The sequence below is a fragment of the Neobacillus sp. 19 genome (assembly GCF_049463095.1).
Lineage (GTDB): Bacteria > Bacillota > Bacilli > Bacillales > Cytobacillaceae > Neobacillus.
Window position 1 is genome coordinate 180,568 of sequence record NZ_JBMPZU010000030.1, and the last position, 23,042, is coordinate 203,609.

The window sequence follows — 23,042 nt, forward strand, 5'->3', positions numbered from 1 at the left end:
AGTCCCCATCACCGCAGTGAAATAAAAAACGATAAATAAAATGATGCTTTCTCCCCGTATTCACAGTTTAGGATTGAACGAAAAATCCTTTAGAGATTTTCTTGAAATTACACCGTTTATAAAGGCAAAAGCGATAACGGGAATTATACTAATATGTTTTAAAAGCAACATTTGCCCATAAGGCAAAGCCCATGCCTTTATATAGTCTTTCGGTTCAATAACAAATAACATCAGGTAGATTCCACTTAGGATGATGATGCTTAAACAAAATGAAGCAAATGGAGTAAACCACCGTAAAAACTTTGACCAATTGCTATGCTCCTTAGAGAACCAGGCAATATGAATTAAAATCCCTGTCCATAATGTTACTAATAAAAAATGAGTACTGTGAGACCATAAACCTGCCCAAAATGACAATGATGCCACATGACTGGAATAACCGACACCTAGTATCATTAAAAATAGCAATAGTGCTTGAAGATATTTAGAGCCATTTAGGTTGATGGCAATCCATAAGAACGTTGCCATAAATCCAATAAAAATCCAGGCTTTTCCCACTTGGAAATCTAATAAAACAGATTTAGTTGCAAGAGCGAAGCCTATTCCATCTTGAAAATAGGAAATGGTTTGAACAATTGGTCCTAACGTAAAGATAATGATCCCTAGTGTAGAAAGCAATATAACAGGTTTTGCAATTGTGATTTTTGGTTTATTGGTTTCAGGTACAAATTGTAAGGCAACGTGTCCTATTAAAATCGAAAACACAAGATAGGTTCCAAATTCAGCAAAGGGAATTATGAATCCCATAATTAACGTTTCCTTCTAAATAAGAGGAACAACCCGAAAACCAAAATTAGAACAACTGCCACAATAATAATGTTTTTCATGTTTGATGTGGAATTCTTATCTTGCTCATTAGTTTGATCTTGCTTTGTATTCTCTTTTTTAGTTTCTTCTTTTTTAACTATCAAAGGCTCTTTCGTTTCCGTCTTTTGATCCGACGACTTCACTTCTTCTTTTTGTACAGTAAAAGGAATTTCACCCGATATCGGATGACCGTCTTCGCCAGCAATATTCCATTTAAGTGTATAGGAGCCATTTTCTAAAGGGGTAGACAATGTACCTATTAATTGATTTTCTTTAGGTGTAACACTTACTACTGGTCCTTCTTGTCCATCTTTAATTAATGTCATTGTACTTAAGGATTCAATCTTTCCTCCATATGTTAGGACGATATCTTTTATGTCTTCTTTCACCACTTGGTTTGCAGCAGGGTTAGAAGAAGTTAATTCCGTATGTGCACTTGCGATCGTCGGGATCATCACCAATAGGCTAATTAATATAAATAGTAATTTTTTCATTTTGTTTCCCCTCGTATACCAATAATTTATACAATCCACTCAACATAACATTTTTATCTTGTATTAAAATGCATTTATTTTCAACTATTTTGTATATCGTTCATTGTTTTTTCAGGATCGGGAACAACACTAAGAATTAGGCTTGCTACATCGCCTATATCCCTTCCCATTAAAAGGCTTCCCAAAATGGGAAGCCTAATATTATTTATCTTTTACTCGGAGAAGACGTAAACCATTAAACGTCACGATAAGAGTTGCTCCCATATCAGCAAAGATCGCAATCCATAAAGTAAGCCAACCAGGAATGACTAGGAGCAAAGCTAAGAGCTTAATCCCTAAAGAGAAGGTGATATTTTGTTTGATGATAAATAAGGCTTTCTTGCTAAGTTTTAATGTGAATGGAAGTTTACCTAAATCATCTGCCATTAAAGCAATATCTGCCGTTTCAAGAGCTGTATCCGTTCCAGCTCCGCCCATGGCTATACCGACAGTTGATGCAGCTAAAGCTGGCGCATCATTTACACCGTCTCCTACCATTGCCACATGGTCATATTTATTTTTTAATTCTTTTATGAAGGTTAATTTATCTTGAGGCAAAAGTTCAGCTTGTATTTCGGATACACCTACCTGCTGTCCGATAGCACCGGCTGTCCCTTTATTATCACCTGTTAACATGATGGTCTTTTGGATACCTAACGAGTGAAGTTTCTGAATAACAGATTTGCTGTTTCTTCGCACTTCGTCCGCAACTCCAAGTAATGCCAATATTTCTGTTGCGGTACCAGCCACCATAACGGTTTTCCCTTTATTTTGCAGTTCACTTACCGTTCCTTTTAAATTGGATGGAATTCCATCTGCTAAAATTTCATCAAATAAATGAGGACTTCCTACATAATATACCTTATCTATGATTCTTCCTTTGATTCCTTTACCCGTAATCGAGGAGAAATCCTCTATTGAAACGTCTTTGTAAGGTAAGTTTCCCCGCTCTGCTTTTTTCAAAATAGCTGAAGCCAATGGATGTTGGGATCCTTTTTCTAATGCAGCAATAATGGTAAGAAGTTCATTCGCATTTGTATTACCTTGAGGAAGATAATCCGTTACAACGGGAATTCCTTCTGTTAACGTTCCTGTTTTATCAAATGCAATAGCTTTAATGGCTCCCATTTCCTCTAAATGAATGCCACCTTTTATTAAGACACCATTACGTGCAGCATTTCCAATTGCCGTCACAATCGATACAGGAGTGGAAATAACAAGGGCACATGGACAACCAACCACTAACACTGCTAGGCCTTGGTAAATCCATTTACTCCAATCACCATCAAATAGAAGTGGTGGGATTACAGCCACTAACAATGAAACCAACATGATGACAGGTGTATAATACTTAGCAAAGCGATCAACAAATGCTTGAGATGGAGCCCTTTCTGCTTGTGCTTCCTCTACTAGATGAATGATTTTAGCTATGGTGGTATCATCCACATGTTTCGTCACTTTAACCTCGAGAAGTCCCTCTTCATTAAGAGTGCCAGCGAATACTTCATCGTCCACTATTTTGGAAACCGGGACAGATTCCCCTGTAATGGCAGCTTGATTTACAGCTGATATTCCTTTAACAACGATTCCGTCCATAGCAATTTTTTGTCCGGGTTTAACAATTAAAATATCGCCAATCCGAATATCGTCCACTTCTACTGTCATTTCTTGATTGCCTCTTCGGATGAAGGCTTCTTTTGGAGAAATATCCATTAAGGAACGAATCGATTGCCTTGCCTTATCCATCGAGTAGGATTCCAAAACTTCACTGATGGCAAACAAAATGACAACCGTTGCTCCCTCTCCCCACTCACCGATCATGGCTGCACCAATCACTGCAATTGTCATCAGAGTTCTCATATCAAATTCTAACCGGAAAAAGTTCTTCAATCCTGTTTTGAAAAGTCGATGACCGCCAACTAAAATAGAAATACCATACGCTACAATCGATGATACGTTCTCTTCACCATTCATTTGCGCTGAAAACCATCCTATCAGTAAGAAAACAAATGAGGCAATGACAGTCGAATGTTTTTTCAAAAACGGTTCTTTTATCTCTTCAAATTTTTGCTTTTCAGGAATGACTTTTATATTTTCAAAAGCACCGGCTTTTTCTATCTCTTCGATAGTTGTTTCCCCATAAACCGTAAGTTTTGCAGCACCGAAGTTTACACTTGCATTAGCAACACCATCCAGGTGTTGTACGTTCTTTTCGAACTTTGTCGCACAGCCTGCTCAGGTGAATCCCTGTACACGGTAAACGGTCTTTTCACTCGATTTTTCTAAGGCGTCACTCATTTTGTTCCAACTCCTTCTGATGTTCAAAAGCAATTTGAATCAATTGCCTCACATGATCATCATCCAATGAATAAAAGACTAATTTACCTTCTTTACGGTATTTCGCTAAACCTAAATTACGAAGGAGTCGTAAATGATGGGATGCAGTTGCCGTTGTGCTTCCTACGATATTTGCAACGTCACAGACACATAATTCATCTTCTTCACTTAGTGCATAGGCAATCTTAATTCTAGTATCATCGGACAATGCTTTAAATATTTGTGAAACAGCCATTGTATTTTCCTTAGATACGGCTCCTTTTACACGTTTCACTTTCTCTTCATCCACACAGGTTACTTCACATACGTCATCATGTTTCATTTTTTCATCACCCATTATTCAAATATATATTTGAGTATTATTATATGAAAGTCAGTTATAATGGTCAAATGTTTATTTGAATGAAGCAAAAAGAAAACGCTGAGTCTCAGCGTTTTCTTTTTAAATGTATTATAGAAATTTTTTCAACTTAGCAGGTACGTTTTTTATCTTAAAGTTTTTAAAGCTCCGCTCCAAGCTACAACTTCTCCAAGCATGGCATTAACATTATCAAGGTGCAATTCTTGTGGTTTGAATTCTGTCCCATTGACAAAGTCTGTAAATAAACTCAAGGTTGGATGTGTACGAACATCCGCTACCTTTTGTTCTGCAAGAATTCCACGTAAATGTTCAGCTGCACGAGCCCCACCAGTTGATCCATAGCTTACGATTCCAGCTGCTTTGTTGTACCAGGCTTCACGGGCGAAATCTATTGCGTTTTTCAATGCACCAGTTATGCTGTGATTGTATTCTTGGACAATGAATACAAATCCATCTAAGCTAGCAAGTTTCTCATTCCAAGCTGCTATTCCTGGTTCTGATCCATCGGTTGTTCCTAAGAACGGAAGATTGAAATCAGCGATGTCTACAATTTCATAATTGGCATTTCCACTTTTGTCAGCAATTCCTTTTACCCATTCTCCTACTTGTGGACTTACACGTCCTTGGCGTGTGCTTCCTAAAATGATTCCAATGTTTAATTTTTCAGTTGTCATAGATTCTTCCTCCTTGTCTGGTTTCCCACATATTTTGTCTAAAAAACCCATTATTCACACCTCTAAACTTATTTTTTTACTTACTTGTTTCTTTCCGAACAATTGGAGGCATTTCTGTAGCTAATAGCTCAATCTATACATTCTCGCCAGTATGAGGATCAGAACGCATATCTCCAAGTGGATAAAGACCGATTTCTATTCCTGTATTTTTTCCCTCTTCTTTTCGTATGCCAGTAGTATCCCCAGATAAGATGTAAAATTACAAAGTATAGAATTAAACTTGTAAGAAAATGCGATTTCCAGAAGGATCTGAGGTAATGAAAGACCCGTTTTCTTCAGTGACCCGTGCACCAATATTCTTCAATTGAGCAATAATTTTATTTCTCCTTTCCACATTTGGCAGCATCAAAGTAAATGATTGAAGACCAACACTATTAGGAGAAGGTGTAGGTGCACCTACACCATTCCAAGTATTTAAGCCAATATGGTGATGGTACTTCCCATCCGAAATGAAAAGGGCCTGAGTGCCAAATCGGTTAACTACTTGAAATCCGAGTCCCTCGATATAAAATTCTTCAGTCTTTTTTAATTCGGAAACATGCAAATGGATGTGTCCCATTACGGTGCCGGCAGGGAGACCTTTCCATGATTGCTGTTTACCGCCAGCAAGGAGGTCCGCAAAATTTAATGGATCAACTGCCATTGCCACTTCACCGTTTTCCCAATTCCATTCAGAAGGGTCACGGTCAATATAGATTTCAATTCCATTTCCATCTGGGTCTGATAAATAAAGAGCTTCGCTTACAAGATGATCCGAAGAACCAATCCGTAAACTAATTTCCATAAAATGTTGCACTATTTTCGCTAAATCCGAGCGTTTTGGTAAAAGAAGTGCGAAGTGATATAAACCCGTAGTTTTCCCTTGCTTGGGAATAACATTATACGGTTGTTCAATTGATAATAATACTGTCTTTCCATCCGCAGTCAGATTAGCGGATCTTTCAGTTTGTTCCAATACTTTAAAGCCGATTACTTCTTCATAAAAGGCTATTGAACGTTCTAAATTTTGTACCTTAATGTTTACTTGGCCTACGAATGTAATAGGTTCACTATGAAAATTCATTTTAGTTACCTCCTTTTATTATTACCTTGTTTTGATTGGAAACAGCACGTTATCTAAAGATAAAAAAGAATTTTTTTGATGTAACAAAATTTATTGACATTATCATTAACACTAATTTATTTTCCTAACCAAATCGCTGAGAAAACGTATCTTTAGTTAGTTACTTTATGTAAGTAAGTATATTATTGAAATTAAGCATAGTCAACGTAAGAAAATAAATTATGCAGCAAAGTTGAATCGTGCTATCACATAATATAAAGAACTAATAGATACAACAGAAAGGAGCTTAAATCCAAGCTCCTTTCTTTGTACATTTTTATTTCATATTATCTGTTTGTTATGGCCGGGGATTACTAAAATGACTCTATTTGTTTAGGCTGACCTGTTCGTGCAGATTCATAAATGGCTAATATAATCTTTAGTGGTTTTAATCCTTCTTCACCATTCACAAGCGGTTCTCTATCCTCCTGAATGGCATTCATCATATCAATAAACTGTAAACGATGGGAAGCACCATCAAGTGCTGCCGGATTAACGGATGCATGGGCAGGCTCCCCTCCATCCTCATTGTTTACACCAGCTAAATTGACGGCTTCCGTTTCATTAGTTGGATTTCGTAGATAATGCTTAATTAATTGATCATTCTCGATCACGGCTGTACCATTTGTACCGATTATCTCCAAGCGGGCTGACAGACCGGGATATGCAGCTGTAGTACCAACAATGGTTCCTAACCCGCCATTTTTAAATTTTACCGTGGCAACAGCCACATCTTCCACTTCAATTCTTTCATGTGCTAATACGGCTGTATGTGCGTATACACTTTCTACTTCTCCCATGAAGTACTGAAATAAATCGATCGAATGAATGGCCTGATTGATTAATACGCCGCCTCCATTCATTTCCCATAATCCCCGCCACTTACTTGTATCATAGTAGCTTTGCGGACGATACCAATTCACAGTGACTTGCCCAAGCACCATCTTTCCGAATCGGCCTGAATTAATATCAGCTTTAATCTTCACAGCTGATGAATCAAAGCGATGTTGAGAAATAACACTTAATTTAACATGATGCTCACGGCATACATCAATCATTTGCTGTGCTTTCTCAAGGGAAATATCCATTGGTTTTTCAACAATCACATGTTTTCCCGCCCGTGCAGCCTTGATCGCCATGTCAGCATGAGTGCCGCTTGGTGTAATAATCGATACAATATCGATATCTTTTCTCTTCAGCATTTCTTGATAATCTGTATACCAATCTGCACCGGCCTTTTCCGCAAGTGATTTTGCTTTTTCTTCCTTACGGGAGTAGATCGCCACCACTTTTGCCCCTTCAATCGATGAAATTTGCTCATAATGTGTAGTGCTTATTAGCCCTGTTCCGACAATAGCAAACCCAAATTCTCTTCTCATCCCCATCCGTTCTCCCTCCATTAGGGTAAAAAATCACCACACTATTTTCCTTATTTATATTCGAAGTGATTTAATGATTCAAATAAAATTAACCACATAGTGATACACTTGTATCATATAACGGTTAATTTGAGTATAATGACTTATAATTGCACTGTCAATTAATCTTTCCTGACAATCTGCTAGTATTGAAAAATATGTATAAATGTTATGCTTGTGATCTAAAAATCGAATATTGCTTATAACACTTTATTACTTTGGAAATTTGTACAGAATTAAGTATAATTATTAAAATTGTATAAATGAACAGGTATAAGGGGAAGGAGTATGATCTTGAACAATAACCAAGACCAAAATAAAACAACTAGTATCCAAGTGATTTCGCGTGCAGCAAAAATACTGCGAACACTTAGAGAGCATCCAAAAGGATTAAGCCTTTCACAGATCGCAAAAGAAGTAGAGCTGGCTAGATCAACCGTCCAAAGAATTGTAGCTGCACTAGAACAAGAAAAACTGGTTGCTGCAGCTTCTGCTAACAGCGGATTTCGCCTTGGTTCTGAGATTGCGAGGCTTGCCGGCGCTGTACATAGTGATTTAAGAGAAGAATTGAGACCCTTTTTAATCCAGCTTTCTAATATGGTCAATGAAACGGTTGACCTATCCATATTAGATAATGGTAGAGTTCTGTTTGTTGATCAAATTATTGCGGCACATCCATTACAAGCAACCTCACAGCCTGGTGCCTCTTTCCCTTTGCATTGCACAGCAAACGGAAAAGTCATTCTTGCTTCACTGCCCATATCTGAGGTTAAAAACCTGCTGCCGGAACAGCTTAAACGCTACACTGATAACACCATTACGAATCGGGATGATTTGTTAAAGGAGTTAGAAACTGTCCGTAGAGAGGGAGTTGCTTTTTCAAGAGAAGAGCATATTAATGGAATTTGTGCAATTGGGGCTGTTGTATTTGACTCATTAGGAAATCGGAGTGCAGTTTCCATTCCTCTCCCCTCTACACGTTTTTATGGGAATGAAGAAAAGCTAGTTAGTGCCCTTCTCAAAACATGTCAAATGATTAATCGGCACTTTAAGTAAAAGATAAAATGTAAAAAGGTTGATCAATATAAAAAAGTCTGATGGAATAATACTCCCAACAGACTTTTTATTATCTTTCATTGAGTCGGATAGACCGTTTTATGATCTGCATGTATTGCCAAAAGTTTTTCCTCTGGTTGAAAATTTATTTTTGCATCAGAGGAGTAGTACCAAGTCTTCTCGTTTTCCTGTACTTCAAATATATTTATCTCATCTTGAAAATCTAAAATTGCCGAAGCCGTTTCTTCATCAACAGATAAGGAGATTAGCCAACGATCGTCTTGCTTTTCAATACTGTAATTATTAGTTTGGCATAGCAATCGGCTGCCAACCGAATGACGAATCATTAACATTAAAATTCACCTCCAGGTAAATCAATTAATAAAAAGAAACTATCTTGATTTCCCCGAATCGTAATTTCATGAATGTCCGTGATCCGAGCAGAATCCTGGGATTTTAAAATGGAATCCTGATTAATTGAAATTTCTCCTTCTATTGTAAATATGTAAATCTTCCTGCCTTCTTCCTGTTGAAAGTTCAGTGATTTCTTTTCATCTAGTTTTGACAAATAAAGGGTTAAATCTTGATGGATTCCCGCCATCCTCTCAGAGCCTGTATGGGAGATTACAGGTAATAGGTTATTTTCTAATTGTTCAACATCATATGAAATATCTTCATAGGATGGAGTTAACTTTTTTTCATTTGGTGAAAACCATAGCTGCAAAAATCGGACTTCTTCATGATTGGAAGCGTTAAATTCAGAATGAAGCACTCCCGTTCCTGCACTTATTCGCTGTATATTTCCATAGCTAATGATTCCAGAGTTCCCCAAGTTGTCTTCATGTTTAAGCTGTCCCTTTAATACAATAGAAACAATTTCTGCTTCGCGATGCGGATGAATCCCGAAACCTCGTCCTGCTTGTACGGTATCGTCGTTAAAGACACGCAGTGGACCAAATCGTATATTAGAAGTGTCATAATACTCACCAAATGAAAAACTTAAATTGCTTTCCAACCATTCATTTTTAACTGTGTATCGTGTACCTGCAGGATAACGTTCAATCAATTTTGTCACTCCCTAATGAATTTTTTCCTTTGTTCATAACCATAAAATTTGAGATTTCTCGTTCCTTTTCATTTTTTTGCTCCTTCACTCATGCTTTCTGTTGTCACCTATCTTATTTCACCCATAACCCAGTTTGTTCTCGCACCAGTCACTCCAGTACTTGGACAATGGCCGGTATCTCCTGTTAAGTCAGCCACAATCGTTTCTACAAGGGGTTGATGAACGTGCTGCGGCGCTTCAAAATTCCATTGCTCTGTTCCGCTAATGGTCGTCAAAACGAGGGGCTCATTTCCAAAAGTGGAAAAGGTAATTTTTCCGTTACTGCCGACGATTTCATTAACATCCACATCTTCAAAAGCAGAAAAACACCAATTTCCTACGCCGTGAATTCCAGATTCAAAAAGATAGGTACCTGTAACGATATCTTCCGCATGATAATAACCTGCTTGATTTGAAGTAAAACCTTGAACAACTTTAATAGGTCCCAGAAAAAAATCTAATAAATCGAGCGTATGACTGGCTAAATCAAAAAACAGCCCACCTCCGGACAATTCAGGCTGAACTCTCCACGGGAGATTTTGTGAGTCCTTTACATCTTCCGAAGCTTTTTGATACTGTGTTATTGATACGAAACGAACATCACCGATCGCTTTATTTTCCAGCAGTTCTTTTATTTTTTTAAATCGAGGAAGTGCTCTGCGATAGTATGCAACATATAAAGGGACGCGAGCCGCCTTGCAAGTGGCAATCATTTCTTCGCATTCCGAAAAATTGAGTGCCATTGGCTTTTCTACATAAACAGGTTTTCCTGCATTTGCAGCTTTAATGGTATATTTCTTATGTGAACTCGGCGGTGTCGCAATATAGACAGCGTCGACATCTGGATCGTTTATAAGTGCGTCAGCATCGTCGTACCATTTCGGCACATTATGTCTTTCCGCATAGTCTTTCGCTAGTGCGCCTGTTCTCCTCATAACGGCAACCAACTCTGAATTTTTTGTTTTCTGAAATGCCGGTCCACTCTTTACTTCCGTCACATCACCGCATCCAATAATTCCCCAACGAACTTTCTCAAATTTCATGGCAGTATTCTCCTTCTTTTGTCATGTATGGAATTGCCGGAAACGATACTTGATAACATTTTTAACGGTTCATTTTAACCACATTACGATACATTAGTATTGTAATGTGGTCATTTTTAGTATAGGGAATAGCTAAATCACCTGTCAATTAAAAGTATCCATACCAAGGATTGGCTTAATCTGGGACTATTTTTTTCCTTTTTAACACTAAGTGATTCGAAAAACTGTTACCGGAGCACTTCCAACAGTTACTAATGGTGAAAATTCTTCAATTGTAACGGTTATATGTGATTAAAAATCACTACATGAATTGCTTTGTTCCCACAAAAAAACTAATCGGAAGTTTTCCGATTAGAAATTTATAATTTTCTTTTTCAGACACTGGGCTGGGTCAATTGAATGCACAGAAATAATTTCTGTTCGTAAAATCAGTTTAATTCTCTTACTTTAAATGGAAGCAACCCACGTTCAATTTGTTCTCTGTGCGGTTCATACTGTGCAGGAAGCATTAATTTCTCTCCCATTGTTTCTTGGGATTCATCATGTGCAAAGCCTGGAGGATCTGTTGCAATTTCAAATAAGATTTCCCCATGTTCTCTAAAATAGATGGCATTAAAATAGTTTCGATCTTGAACTGGAGTGACACCATAACCATTAGCTGCAATATACTTTTGCCATTCCAATTGATCCTGGTCATCACTAGCCCTCCAAGCGATGTGATGTACAGTTCCCACACCCATTCGCCCGCGTCCAATTGGGGTTAATTTTAGGTCAATGATATTTCCGATATCAGCTGAGGAACGGTAACGGGCGAAATCGCCTTCTTTTCCTACTAATTCAAGTCCCATTACTTTTTCTAACAAATCTGCTGTTTTAGTAGGCTGTGCTGATAATAGAGTGGCTCCGCCAAACCCTTTGATGGCAAACTCTGATGTCACCCCGCTAAAACTCCATTTATTAATTTCACCTTCTTCTCTTTCAACTATCTCTAAATGAAGTCCGTGTGGATCATCGAATTCTAAATATTGCTCACCGAATCGTGCCATTTTTGTAAAAGGTACTTTGAACTTTTCTAATCTTGTTTCCCAAAATCTCATGGCACCTTTAGGAACAACATATGAGGTTACTCCTACTTGACCGTCACCGATAGTACCTTGTCGAGCTCCAGCCCAAGGGAAGAATGTAATGATCGTTCCAGGTTTTCCTCCTTCGTCTCCGAAATAGAGGTGATATGTGCCAGGGTCATCAAAGTTTACTGTTTGTTTAACTAGGCGCAATCCTAATACACCTGCATAAAAATCAACATTTTCCTGTGGATTACCTACAATCGCAGTAATATGATGAATACCCATTGTTTTCTTACTCATCTAGAAAACACTCCTTTTTATATTATGATGTCAATTAATTATAAAAATAATAATCCTTAATCAAGATTCTCTAATTCGAGATATTTCAGAATAAATAAGCATCCAATGCATATTGTCCAGGTCCAATGAATGCTAAACCAATTACCACTGCTATCAATGTCAGGTTATATTCGTATCCATTTTGTGTTGCCCAATATCCATTAGGGGCATGAACCTTTACAATTGCCATAACCATTGTTCCTGCAATCATGATTCCTGCAAGGGGAGTAAGAAGTCCTATTGTAAATAATAATCCCCCTATTAATTCTGCTAATCCTGCCATGAGTGCCATCATCACACCGGGTTTCAATCCGAGGGATTCCATCCAGCCACCTGTACCCTTTAAGCCGTAGCCACCGAACCAGCCAAATAATTTCTGTGCACCGTGTGCCATGAATGACAAACCAATCACTAACCTAATAATTAATAATCCAATACTCATCATTTTAATAATCCTCCTGTTTTCTAATTATCTCGATTTCGAGATATCGGGCAAAAAATATACTATTACACTTTCTTTAAATGGTTTGGAAGAACAAGAATTTATTGTACTTTTTCCATTAACCTATAAGCTTTTGCTTTTCGGCATGATATATAACAAGGTGATATATATAAAGTTACCATTATTAACACTCCCTTTTATTTTTTAGTCAATTCAATTTACAATCAATTTATCTCGAAATATAATATCTTGAAGTTGAGATATTTTCATTATATATCATCTTCTACATTTGTCAACAGCAAACATTAAAATAATAATAAAAAGCCCTTTATGAAATTTTTCATAAAAGGAACGATCATTGATTCCATCTTGCTTCCCCTTGTTCGCAATCTTTGTTCTTTCATTTCTTTTTTCTGACTTTCGTTACTAGTTTTTTATCGATAATCGTAATTACAGTGTCTGCCATTCCTACAAATAAACCATTATCAACTACACCAGGGATGAGGTTTAGATTTTTCTCTAATTCTTTTGGCTCCCTGATTTCTTGAAAACTGCTGTCAATAATATAGTTACCGTTATCTGTTAGAAATGGATTTCCCTGAATTTTTCGCAACACGGGATTGCCACCCAGGTCGAGAATATGTTTCATAGTCATCTCATATCCAAATGGGACCACTTCTATCGGCAGTGGAAAAGTCCCTAATCTATCTACATTTTTATGGGAATCTGTAACAACAATAAAAGTTTTAGCAGCGTTCGCGATTATTTTCTCTCTTAAAAGGGCTCCTCCCCCACCTTTAATAAGGTCTAAATCGAGATTCACTTCATCTGCACCATCAATGGCCAGGTCAATATGATCAATTTCATTAAATGAAACAAGTGGGATTCCTACATCTATTGCTAATTTTTCCGTTTGTTTGGACGTAGGGATTCCTTTAATAGAAAATCCTTGTTGAACTAATTTCCCAAGCTTCGAAATAGTATAAAATACAGTGGAGCCGGTTCCGAGACCAACCACCATTCCTTCTTTCACAAAATCGACAGCTTTTTCTCCAACTTCTTTTTTTTCATTCAAGGCCATTTGCCCCTTTCAGTTAAGGATCCGGAGATTCATTTTTTATGTAACCAGTGTTTTTTTAATTTGCTCTTGTTAGTATTGCTTATATAATAGATGAATAAATAAAAAGTCGAAAGGAGGATGGATATGGTTTATATCGCTCTTCTTCGGGGGATTAATGTGGGTGGAAAAAATAAAATTGACATGAAGCTGCTTAAACATACGTTTGAACAAGCCGGGATGACTCATGTGGTGACCTACATTAATACAGGTAACATTATTTTTTCATACAAAGACATATCAAAAACTGAACTATCACGTATTTTAGAAGACGCGATCCATAATGATTTCAGATTACAAATTAAAGTAGTAGTTCGTAGTATCGATGATATCAGAGGAATCATTAACGCTATTCCTGACACGTGGAAAAATGACAATGACATGAAAAGTGATGTCATGTTTTTATGGGATGAAATTGATGATGAATCGGTACTTATGAATTTAGTGATCAAACCAAATATTGACACGGTGAAATATGTCCCCGGCGCGATTCTATGGTCCATTGACAAGAAAAATGTAACAAAAAGCGGAATGTCAAAGATCATAGGATCAAAGTTTTACAAACAAGTTACCGTAAGAAATGTAAACACCGCTCGTAAAATATATGAACTCATGCAAGCTCAAGTTAGGTAGTTCGCCCGATGATCCTTATTTCAATTGATTTTATCCTTTTGGGCGAGGAGAACCGGTTCATTTGAATTGAGGAGAAATTAAAAGCCAAAATATGCAAGTTTATTCACGACTTATATGTTCTGGCTTTTTTTCTAATTCTTATTATCTCAAATTACAAAGCCGATTTTCGACCTCTATTACCAACTACTTTTTGGTATTATGTGTGACGGCAAAAACAGGTTATAATAATTTTTCCATTGCCATCACATCCACATATTTACCATCTAGAATGCCCTGATTTTTAAATACACCTACTTCACGAAAACCCATTTTATTATATAAACCCTGTCCTAACCGATTAAAAGGGAACGTAAAGAGCACTATTTTATGAAAACCATTTTCTTTGGCCAAGGACTCAAGATCAACCAAAATCTTCCTCCCTATTCCCTTTCCCCTAAATTCCCTTGAAATATATACAGAAAGGTCGGCAACTCCATCATAAGCACTTCGACTATTGTATTGGTTTAAGGAAGCCCAGCCAATTACTTGACCTTCATGTTCCGCTATAATTGCCTTAAAACGGCCGTTATGCTTTTCAAACCAATCATTCAGGTAAGAACTATCTTTTGTTTCCGTCTCCAATGTCGCAATGCGATCCTCAATTCCTTGATTGTAAATTTCTAGTACGAACTTTAAGTCCTGTTCCTTTATTTCTCGGATAACTATATCCTTCAACTTTTATTCTCCCTTGTATGCTTTCTGTAATTCCACAAGATCAAACTTCTTCATTTTAAGAAATGCTTTCGTTACACGAGCAAGTTGCTCAGGTGTGCCCTTGCTCATCATCACGTCCATCTCGCTTGGCACAATCTGCCAGGATATACCATACTTATCTTTTAGCCAGCCACATTGCTCGGCCTCAGGAACCGCTGAGAGCTTTTCCCAGTAATAATCGATCTCTTCTTGTGTGTCGCAGTACACCATAAATGAGATTGCCTCGTTAAAACTGAATTTATGCTCGTGCGCGCTATCCATTGCGGCAAACCATTGATTTTCTAAGCTGAAATCAGAGAACATGATTGTTCCTTCTTTGTCAGGTTCCATGCCTTTAGGGTAGCGGGCGATAAGACCCTGCTTTGCATTCTTAAATACGGATAAATAAAAACAAATCGCCTCTTCCGCGTTGCCGCATTGATCACCTACAAACAAAAATGATGGCACTATTGCAGGTCGCTCTTCACCTTCTGGATTGGTTAGGATTAACTGCCAGGACAAACCATACTTATCCTGAATCCAGCCATATCTCTCACTGAACGGATACTGATCAATCGGCATTAACACTGTGCCACCTTCGGACAATTTGTTCCAAACCTCATTTATTTTATCTCTTGCGTCTTTGTCTCGCGATGGGTCAAAATTAACAAAGAAAGATACCGACGGATTAATCTTGAAAAAAGGTCCTGCGCTGATTGCCATAAACTTCTGCCCCCATAGCTCAAAAGAGACGATATCAGAGTCGCCTGAGGGTGTGTTATGGATTGTTGTTACATCTGTAATTTTGGAGTCCGGGAATATAGCAGCATAAAACTCGGCTGCTTCTTTTGCCTCCTTGTCATACCATAAATGCGGAACGATTTTCTGATTTGTATTTGCCATGGGTATTCCACCTTCATTTCCTGATAATTTACCTATAACAAGAATGATTCAAACTTTCAGTTTAAAGAATTTCGTTATCAATCTAATACACATAATGTTAAAGTAACACAAACTTATTGAATCAGTACAGATTGACCATCATTATTTACAAATACTAGTAACAGATTCAACATTTTGGCTTTTTCCTAAATGGTTTATGAAACAAATAAATTATGCATAATGAAATGATTCTCCCAATTGGTTCTAATAATAAGACTGTTAACCCAGCTGTAAAAGTTCCACTAAGGAAAACACGATTAGACCGCCGGAAAATAATAACGCAACAAAGAATAGTGCTGTTAGATTAACTCTATTTTAACCATAATTATAAATCTTCACCTGCCGTTATGTTGAGTTCAAATCCACTTGGAATAGCTCTTCCATTAGAATTCGATTCGGCTGTAAAAAACTAGAGTCATCTAACCAAGTTAACGGCTGCTGTTTCGCATTTACGTTCGTAAAACCAAAACCATTGTTGTCCCAAAACTCAACAATTTCTTTCACATCTTTTTGATTATTCTGTACTGAATTCTCGATTTTAGGATCGTTCACTAGAATGGAGTATAAAGATTGTTGTTGTTGTTTTTCTTTTTCTTTTTCTTTTTGTTTTTCTTTTTCTTTTTGTCCCCGTATCGTATAACGAGGCTTGAACGTATCGTCTAATTCTTTGCATTCAATATCGACATATGTATCATTTTCATCTTCTTCACTGACATCATTGCAGTAAAGCATCTCTACTTGTCCACCAAAAGATTCAAATAGGCTGCGAATTTCCTCCTTATGAATAGATTCAGAAACATATTGAATAAGTGAGAGATCCTCGACATCTTTTAATTCAGAATAGATACAATCCATAACCGGTTTCCCGCCTTTATGCAGGTTAAATTTCCCCCAATTTTTAATCGCGAGTTCTCTCGTTTCAGGATTATAACGAATCACCTTGTGGCGCAGGATGAATCGTTCCATTAACGAATGAACACTCTCAATCGAATACCCCAAATCAAAAGCCATTTGTTTTTTCGTAATTCGATAAATGCCAATTTGAGTCGTATTAGGATTGGTAAGAAGATAGAGGTAAAAATACTTATCCTCCGGGGTCATCTCTTCTGAAACAATCGGATTATTCCAAAAATCAGTACGCACCATTCTATATTTTGCCATCTTCGACCACTGCCCTTCTTCTAATAATATCCCTCCTATAGAAGATATAGTGTTTAATGAAGGTAACGGTCATATGCTTTTTCAAAAACATGTGACGATTTTGTGCAGAGCAATTAGGTTCATTAAATAAAAAATAAGCCGAATTATAAAAATAAGCACAACCTTTCCAGTACGCATAACAAATAGCCGTATATCAAGATTTTTGATCGAATATACGGCTTATTTCATTTATTTACTACATTCGGCCTGGATCATTTTTGACCGATGCACATGTACCTTTGGTGGAATTGGGGAAAAACAGGAAGTTTTGCGCATCAAAAAGCCCGACTAGTATATAAGCTAGTCGGGCTTTTGTGCAATTTTGAGGTAAGCTCTTTTCGCAAAATTTTTGATTGCCCATTAAGAACCGGCCCCTTGTTACACTTTATGTTTTCCTTTAAAACATACTCACCCGATATTTTTTTGACAAAGTTCCACCGGAAATGCCAATTCCAAACCATTCATTTCCACCGCACACTATTAAAATAGTTATCTATTATGCACAAAATACATTACGATTGTTGTTTTGGTAGCCAGAGAGAAAGTTCAGGCCACGCCATAACGATAACCATATAAATGGTCATAATAACTATGAACGGAATACATCCTTTAAATACTTCATTTAATTTTGATTTTGCTACGCCGCCAATTACGAATAAGTTCAAACCAACTGGGGGAGTAATTTGTGCAATTTCCATATTTATGATCATAACAATTGCAAAATGTATTGGATTAATCCCTAATGATAACATTATTGGCAATAATAACGGGAGTGTTATGAGCATAATAGAAGAAGACTCTAGGAACATACCTAAAATAAAGAATAGGATTGCTGTTAAGACAAAGAATAAAAGGATATTTAAAGACTCTATAGCCATCATTTTTTCTGCAAGTGCTTGTGGAATTTGTTCCTGTGTCATAAACAGTGAAAACGTCATTGCACCTGCAATAATCAGCATTATCATAGCAGTTATTCCAATACTTTCATTAATGATTTCCTTCCATTTTTGTAACGATGTCTCTTTATACACAAGAAGTGAAACAATTACAGCATATACGGCCGATACAATTGATGCTTCAGTCGGTGTCGTTGTCCCAGTATAAATACATCCTAATATCAAAACAGGTAAAAAAGCACCCCATATGGCTTTCCGCGAAGCTTGAATTCTTTCCGACCAACTTGCTTTTTCTAATTTTCCATAGCCCTTAATACGTGAATAAATAATTGAGTAAATAACAAGACATAATGTCAATCCTATTCCTGGAATTACACCTGCCATAAACAACGCACCAATGGATTGTTCTGTTACAACGCCGTATACAATTAATGGGATACTTGGTGGAATAAGAATGCCCAATGTACCAGAAGCTGCAACTAATCCCATAGCATATCGCTTACTATATCCAGCATTAACCATCGCAGGAACCATGATTGATCCAATAGCAGCAGCGGTAGCAGGACTTGACCCGCTTATGGCAGCAAAGAATGCACAAGCAACAATCGTAACCACTGATAATCCACCAGATATATGACCAATCCAGGCTCTTAATGAATTAATTAAATATTTAGCTATTCCCCCCTTAGCTATAATCGTACCGGCCAAGACAAAACCAGGAATGGCCATTAAGGTAACAGAATTCATACTGGTGAAAATTTTTTGTGGAATAGTCCACATATTAAAACTCCCATCCAGCCAAAACATAAATGTTGTTGCAGCTATTAGAGCTACAGCAATCGGAATTCTAAGAAGAAGGAGTATAGCAAATGTACTAAAAAGCAGTATGGTTTCCATCCAGGTTCTCCCCCTTTCCATCATTCTTGATTATTTTTACGGTCCTATCAATAAAGCGGATCATAAACATCAGCCCAGAAATAGGGATAACAAGATAGTAAATCCAATATGGTGTCCTTGTGTCCATTGTAACTTGGCCACTTTCAAAAGTATGCTCCACTAACACAAATCCATTAAAAGTCAGAAAAATACAGAATCCGATACCAACAAGATTTGCGAAAATATCAATGAACTTTTGTATTTTTCTTGGAAATAATGTATAAAAAATATCTACGCTAATATGATGGTTGTCACGAAGCCCTACAGATAACCCAAACAGAATTCCCCATACTACTAGAATACTAGCTGTTTCATTAATCCAGATTGTCGGAGAATTAAACACATAGCGCATAATTACCTCATAAAACATAAGACCTAAACCTGTTATAAGAAAAAGACCTGAGGAAAAGTCCTCCAAAAACAAATATATTTTTTTAATCATGCTCAAGGCCCCTGCCTCCTTATATAAAAGCTGATATTAAGAGTTGACTCGTACTACTAAAAAGAACGAGTCATATCCTCCCTCTTTTTAGTTTCCTGCTTCAATAGCTTTAGTTAAAATTTCTTGATTCATCTTTTTTGCCCACTTATCAAAAACAGGTTTTGTTGCCTGCTTAAACTTTTCTTTGTCTTGGTCTGACAATTCAATAATCTTAATCTTCCCTTCATTCTTGATATTCTTCATCGATTCGGTTTCTAGCATTTCTACTTGATTTCTTCCTTCTTCAGTCGCTGCTTTCATTGCATCTGTTAATAGATTTTGTGTTTCTTTATTTAATCCATCCCACCATTGTTTATTAGTAACAACAGCATATTCTGATCTGGAGTGGCCAGTTATGGTCAAATGATTTTGCACTTCACTATATTTTTGTGTTTCAATATTTACTATACTATTTTCCTGACCATCAATTGTACCTAATTGAAGGGCTTGATATGTTTCGTTGAAGGCTATTTTCGTCGAAGAAGCACCTAAAGCATCATAAACTTCATTTATAATTTGACCGCCATGTGTACGTATCTTTAAAGATTTTAGGTCTATTGGCTCGTCAATAGCTACTTTATTATTAGTAATATGCTTAAAACCATTTGGCCAAAATGCCAGACCCTTCATTCCATAATCATCTAATGTTGCCAGAAGTTGTTGACCTGCCTGACCATCTTCAAAAGCACGAAGATGTTCTTCATTTTTAAACATAAAAGGCAAATCAAATATCTCGAATGTTTCTACAAAACCACTTAATTTAGCTGCTGCAGGTATTATTATTTGCACGTTTCCCGCTTGAACTGCATCAATCTCATCATTATCACCGTAAAGCTGGCCTGATGGATAAACCTTAACTTTTATTTTTCCGGCGCTTTTTTCTTCAACCATTTCTTTAAATTTAAGTGCCGCTAAGCCTTTAGGAGTGTTATCCGATGCAACATGTGATAGTTTAATTTCTAGTTTTTGAATATCTGAGTCCTTATTTCCTTCCTGTGATGCACCAACAGAACTAGCATTGCTTCCACAACCTGCCAATGGAAACAGCAATGCTAAGGATAACAAAGACATTTTTGCTAAATTGATAAGATTATTTTTCTTATTCCCAACACTCGAGACACTGTAAACCCTTTCATTTCTATTCATCATAGAATCTCTCCTTATTTTTTCTATTAGTATTGCTGTAACAGCCTATAGCCGGCATTAATTAATTACGTTCACCCTCCTTTTTTTAACCTTCTAATGTTATTTATTAAATTTATCCTAATTGAATTTTCTGAATAAATAAAATATCATTTTTTTAGATTTACTATAAAAAAAAATTATTATACTCCTAAACTTTTCTTTCCTAGCTCATAAAAAAAGAAAAGAAGTAATCACTACGATTTCTTCTTTTCTTTTTAACTCCCATATTCATCCGTGGTAATTTGTGTTAAATACACACTTTTTTAACGAAATATTAAATTTTTAATAGTCTTTTGTGTATCCCCTATCTTTTAATATGAAGATTTATAGATTTGTTGTTCTTTCTTCTAATGCTTAATTTTAATACCAATCTCAATAAAGGAGGAACAGCTATATAAATATAAAGCATTCGAAAAAGTTGATAACTAGTCACCGTTGATAAATCCGCATTGACTTCATGGGCAATTATCCCCATTTGATCCATGCCGCCAGGGGCTAGACTTAGAAATCCGGTTATCGTAGATAAATGATATGTCTTTGTTAATAGAAGACTAAAAGCCATAGTTATTCCTACCATCACTAGCCCGCTTATTAGAGCAAATGATATAATTTTCTTTTTACTTTTCATTTTTTCAGGTTTTAATAGTAAACCTATATAACCACCAACCATAAATTGAGCTGTGTCAAGGACAGAAGGTGGAAGAGGTAATCCTTTTAAAACAAAGAGGTTAAGTAAGGCAGCAACCATGACGGGTGCTAAAAAATATGGTGCCGGCAATTTGATTTTTTTCCCGAGTAAAGCCGCAAAAAAGCAAATGACTGCGAAAAAAATGATATCCGGAAAAAAATGATTCCATGGCATACTGTTGATCACAATTTCTGCTGAGCCCGTTGTTCTTTCTTTTAAAAAGATAGGACTAAAAACGACAAAAGGGAGTAAAAAAACAACGATTAGAACTCGGGTTACATGGAAAAAAGTAACGATTGTAAGATCAATCCCCTTCATTTCTTCGGCAAAGATTACAATTTGTGATAACCCACCTGGAATGCTGCTGGTTAAAGCTGTTGGATAATCAATGCCGGACCATTTGGAGATGACAAACGCCATACCTGCACAAGCTAGGACGATTAAGGTTGTCAGGATCAACATGGAAGGGAGTTGGCTAATGATGTCTGAAACTGAACTTTTTGTAAAAGAAATTCCAATTGAATAACCTACAATCATTAATCCCGTATCCCTCATTCCAACGGGCCAATAAAAATTTACATTTTTAAATCGTGAAGCAATTAAAAGGGCTGCCATTGGCCCAAGGAGCCAGGGAATTGGCACCTTTATTAAATTAAAGAGTAACCCTCCAATAAAAGCGGTTATAATAGCAGCTATAAATTGTATTGTTCTGCTTTGGTTAGATAAATCCCACTTCTTCAACATGCTGACTCCCCTTATTAAAGCTCCCCTTTTGTCTGCTTACTTTCAATTAGAAAATCTATAAATGCTTTAACCTGTGATAATTCCAACGTAACGTCCCTGTAAAAAATCCAAGTTTCTCGCTGCAAAAAGCTATTATTTTTTAAAACAATCGGTTCTTTATAAAGGGGGTCATCTTCCTTAATACAGATTTCCGGTAAAATAGCGTAACCTAAACCGTTAAGAACTAATTCTTTACAGGTTTCAATTCGGTCAACCTCCATTGAGACATTAGGAGGAACGGTAAACGTCTCCTGCCACCAGTTTTCAATGACATCTCGTAATGACTGGTCTGTCATGTAATTAACCCTTGGGTGAAATGGAAGATCGTTAACATCTATTTTTTTACTAGATACGATAAAGATATTTTCCTTTTGAAATAATACTTTATTTTCGTTCCAATCATATGGTCCTCTGACAATGCCGACATGTGCTTCTTCCTTTTGAAACATTTGTAGAATATTGGAACTCCATCCTGTTTTCAGGCTAATCTCAACATCTGGGTATAAGTTGAGGAAATTCTTTAGTAAAACTGGTAATTGATAACGGGCAAACAAACCAGATGCCCCTAATCGTAACGTTCCTTTTACCTCTTTATCTAAACTAGAAATATGTTCTTTTGCTTTTCTTAATTGGTTACGCATTTCTTTTGAATATTGAACAAGATATTCTCCTTTGACAGTAAACTCGATACCTTTTTTTCCTCTAGCAATCAAGTTTGTTTTAAACTCAGTTTCTAATTGTTTAATACGATAGGTTAACGCCGGCTGTGAAATAAATAATTTTTGTGCAGCCCTAGTTATATTTCGCTCTTCAAAGAGAGTTACCAACATGTTCCAGTCTTTCTCATCCATAAGTTTTCCCTCTTTTCACCATAAAAATTTTTTATGGTTATTTGAATTAAACTAAAATTATTTCAATAATTAAAATTATATACGACATGAAAGTAGAAATCTATCGTTCTATTTATTTATTAATATAACCAAGGCTATAAAAAAAATTTATGGTTTCTAATAAAAAAACAATATTTTTTTTATTTTAAATGCTC

23 protein-coding genes are annotated in these 23,042 nt (G+C 36.5%); 2 read left to right on the forward strand and 21 right to left on the reverse strand.

The window, feature by feature from the left end; translation table 11 throughout:
• Window positions 1-60: 60 nt before the first annotated feature.
• The 7 genes from ACO1D1_RS08340 to ACO1D1_RS08370 all read right to left on the reverse strand — a co-directional run bounded on the left by ACO1D1_RS08340 (window position 61) and on the right by ACO1D1_RS08370 (window position 7,319).
• A complete protein-coding gene (locus ACO1D1_RS08340) occupies window positions 61-807 on the reverse strand; it encodes a copper resistance D family protein (protein WP_423335574.1) in 747 nt (248 codons plus the stop codon).
• 2 nt (window positions 808-809) lie between these two features.
• Window positions 810-1,361 (reverse strand): copper resistance CopC family protein, encoded by a 552-nt coding sequence (locus ACO1D1_RS08345; protein WP_149869699.1) that lies wholly within the window; start codon window positions 1,359-1,361, stop codon window positions 810-812.
• 201 nt (window positions 1,362-1,562) lie between these two features.
• On the reverse strand, window positions 1,563-3,698 hold the full coding sequence (locus ACO1D1_RS08350) for a heavy metal translocating P-type ATPase (protein WP_423335575.1): 2,136 nt from the start codon (window positions 3,696-3,698) through the stop codon (window positions 1,563-1,565).
• Window positions 3,691-4,059, reverse strand: coding sequence for an ArsR/SmtB family transcription factor (locus ACO1D1_RS08355; protein WP_149869697.1), 369 nt, complete (start codon window positions 4,057-4,059; stop codon window positions 3,691-3,693). The genes ACO1D1_RS08350 and ACO1D1_RS08355 overlap by 8 nt, the downstream gene beginning before the upstream one ends.
• A 164-nt stretch (window positions 4,060-4,223) precedes the next feature.
• A complete protein-coding gene (locus tag ACO1D1_RS08360) occupies window positions 4,224-4,823 on the reverse strand; it encodes an NADPH-dependent FMN reductase (protein ID WP_423335576.1) in 600 nt (199 codons plus the stop codon).
• 223 nt (window positions 4,824-5,046) lie between these two features.
• Window positions 5,047-5,895 (reverse strand): VOC family protein, encoded by an 849-nt coding sequence (locus ACO1D1_RS08365; RefSeq protein WP_149869695.1) that lies wholly within the window; start codon window positions 5,893-5,895, stop codon window positions 5,047-5,049.
• Window positions 5,896-6,248: 353 nt separating this feature from the next.
• A complete protein-coding gene (locus ACO1D1_RS08370; RefSeq protein WP_423335577.1) occupies window positions 6,249-7,319 on the reverse strand; it encodes a Gfo/Idh/MocA family protein in 1,071 nt (356 codons plus the stop codon).
• 327 nt (window positions 7,320-7,646) lie between these two features.
• Between ACO1D1_RS08370 and ACO1D1_RS08375 the strand changes: the two genes are divergently transcribed.
• Window positions 7,647-8,408, forward strand: coding sequence for an IclR family transcriptional regulator (locus ACO1D1_RS08375; RefSeq protein ID WP_423335578.1), 762 nt, complete (start codon window positions 7,647-7,649; stop codon window positions 8,406-8,408).
• 77 nt (window positions 8,409-8,485) lie between these two features.
• Here ACO1D1_RS08375 and ACO1D1_RS08380 read toward each other — a convergent pair whose 3' ends face one another.
• From ACO1D1_RS08380 to rpiA, 6 genes are all read right to left on the reverse strand, one after another.
• Entirely contained in the window at window positions 8,486-8,761 is a 276-nt protein-coding gene (locus ACO1D1_RS08380) for a hypothetical protein (protein ID WP_423335579.1), read from the reverse strand.
• A complete protein-coding gene (locus ACO1D1_RS08385; protein WP_423335580.1) occupies window positions 8,761-9,474 on the reverse strand; it encodes a pirin family protein in 714 nt (237 codons plus the stop codon). The genes ACO1D1_RS08380 and ACO1D1_RS08385 overlap by 1 nt, the downstream gene beginning before the upstream one ends.
• A 107-nt stretch (window positions 9,475-9,581) precedes the next feature.
• Complete coding sequence (locus tag ACO1D1_RS08390) at window positions 9,582-10,556, reverse strand: Gfo/Idh/MocA family protein (RefSeq protein ID WP_423335581.1); 975 nt, start codon at window positions 10,554-10,556, stop codon at window positions 9,582-9,584.
• A gap of 428 nt (window positions 10,557-10,984) precedes the next feature.
• Entirely contained in the window at window positions 10,985-11,923 is a 939-nt protein-coding gene (locus tag ACO1D1_RS08395; RefSeq protein WP_423335582.1) for a ring-cleaving dioxygenase, read from the reverse strand.
• 85 nt (window positions 11,924-12,008) lie between these two features.
• Window positions 12,009-12,407 carry a DoxX family protein gene (locus ACO1D1_RS08400; protein WP_423335583.1) on the reverse strand — a complete coding sequence of 133 codons (399 nt, stop codon included), beginning with the start codon at window positions 12,405-12,407 and terminating at the stop codon, window positions 12,009-12,011.
• 397 nt (window positions 12,408-12,804) lie between these two features.
• The gene (gene rpiA / locus ACO1D1_RS08405) at window positions 12,805-13,479 is read right to left on the reverse strand and encodes a ribose-5-phosphate isomerase RpiA (protein WP_423335584.1); all 675 of its coding nucleotides are present in this window, start codon (window positions 13,477-13,479) and stop codon (window positions 12,805-12,807) included.
• A gap of 129 nt (window positions 13,480-13,608) precedes the next feature.
• On the opposite strand from rpiA, the gene ACO1D1_RS08410 reads away from it, so the two are divergent.
• Window positions 13,609-14,154 carry a DUF1697 domain-containing protein gene (locus tag ACO1D1_RS08410; protein WP_423335585.1) on the forward strand — a complete coding sequence of 182 codons (546 nt, stop codon included), beginning with the start codon at window positions 13,609-13,611 and terminating at the stop codon, window positions 14,152-14,154.
• A gap of 219 nt (window positions 14,155-14,373) precedes the next feature.
• On the opposite strand, the gene ACO1D1_RS08415 is transcribed toward ACO1D1_RS08410, so the two are convergent.
• The 8 genes from ACO1D1_RS08415 to ACO1D1_RS08450 form a co-directional block, all read right to left on the reverse strand.
• Window positions 14,374-14,868, reverse strand: a complete 495-nt coding sequence (locus tag ACO1D1_RS08415) for an arsinothricin resistance N-acetyltransferase ArsN1 family A (RefSeq protein ID WP_423335586.1) — start codon at window positions 14,866-14,868, stop codon at window positions 14,374-14,376.
• Between the two features lie 3 nt (window positions 14,869-14,871).
• On the reverse strand, window positions 14,872-15,789 hold the full coding sequence (locus ACO1D1_RS08420; RefSeq protein ID WP_423335587.1) for a VOC family protein: 918 nt from the start codon (window positions 15,787-15,789) through the stop codon (window positions 14,872-14,874).
• 384 nt (window positions 15,790-16,173) lie between these two features.
• Window positions 16,174-16,989: a DNA replication protein DnaD gene (locus ACO1D1_RS08425; protein WP_423335588.1), complete on the reverse strand. Its 816-nt coding sequence runs from the start codon at window positions 16,987-16,989 to the stop codon at window positions 16,174-16,176.
• A 551-nt stretch (window positions 16,990-17,540) separates the two neighbouring features.
• Window positions 17,541-18,821 carry a TRAP transporter large permease gene (locus ACO1D1_RS08430; RefSeq protein ID WP_423335589.1) on the reverse strand — a complete coding sequence of 427 codons (1,281 nt, stop codon included), beginning with the start codon at window positions 18,819-18,821 and terminating at the stop codon, window positions 17,541-17,543.
• A complete protein-coding gene (locus tag ACO1D1_RS08435; RefSeq protein WP_423335655.1) occupies window positions 18,799-19,302 on the reverse strand; it encodes a TRAP transporter small permease in 504 nt (167 codons plus the stop codon). The genes ACO1D1_RS08430 and ACO1D1_RS08435 overlap by 23 nt, the downstream gene beginning before the upstream one ends.
• Window positions 19,303-19,389: 87 nt before the next feature.
• The gene (locus ACO1D1_RS08440; protein ID WP_423335590.1) at window positions 19,390-20,490 is read right to left on the reverse strand and encodes a DctP family TRAP transporter solute-binding subunit; all 1,101 of its coding nucleotides are present in this window, start codon (window positions 20,488-20,490) and stop codon (window positions 19,390-19,392) included.
• Window positions 20,491-20,830: 340 nt separating this feature from the next.
• Window positions 20,831-21,958, reverse strand: a complete 1,128-nt coding sequence (locus ACO1D1_RS08445) for an AbrB family transcriptional regulator (RefSeq protein ID WP_423335591.1) — start codon at window positions 21,956-21,958, stop codon at window positions 20,831-20,833.
• Window positions 21,959-21,972: 14 nt separating this feature from the next.
• Entirely contained in the window at window positions 21,973-22,848 is an 876-nt protein-coding gene (locus ACO1D1_RS08450; RefSeq protein WP_423335592.1) for a LysR family transcriptional regulator, read from the reverse strand.
• Window positions 22,849-23,042: the final 194 nt, after the last annotated feature.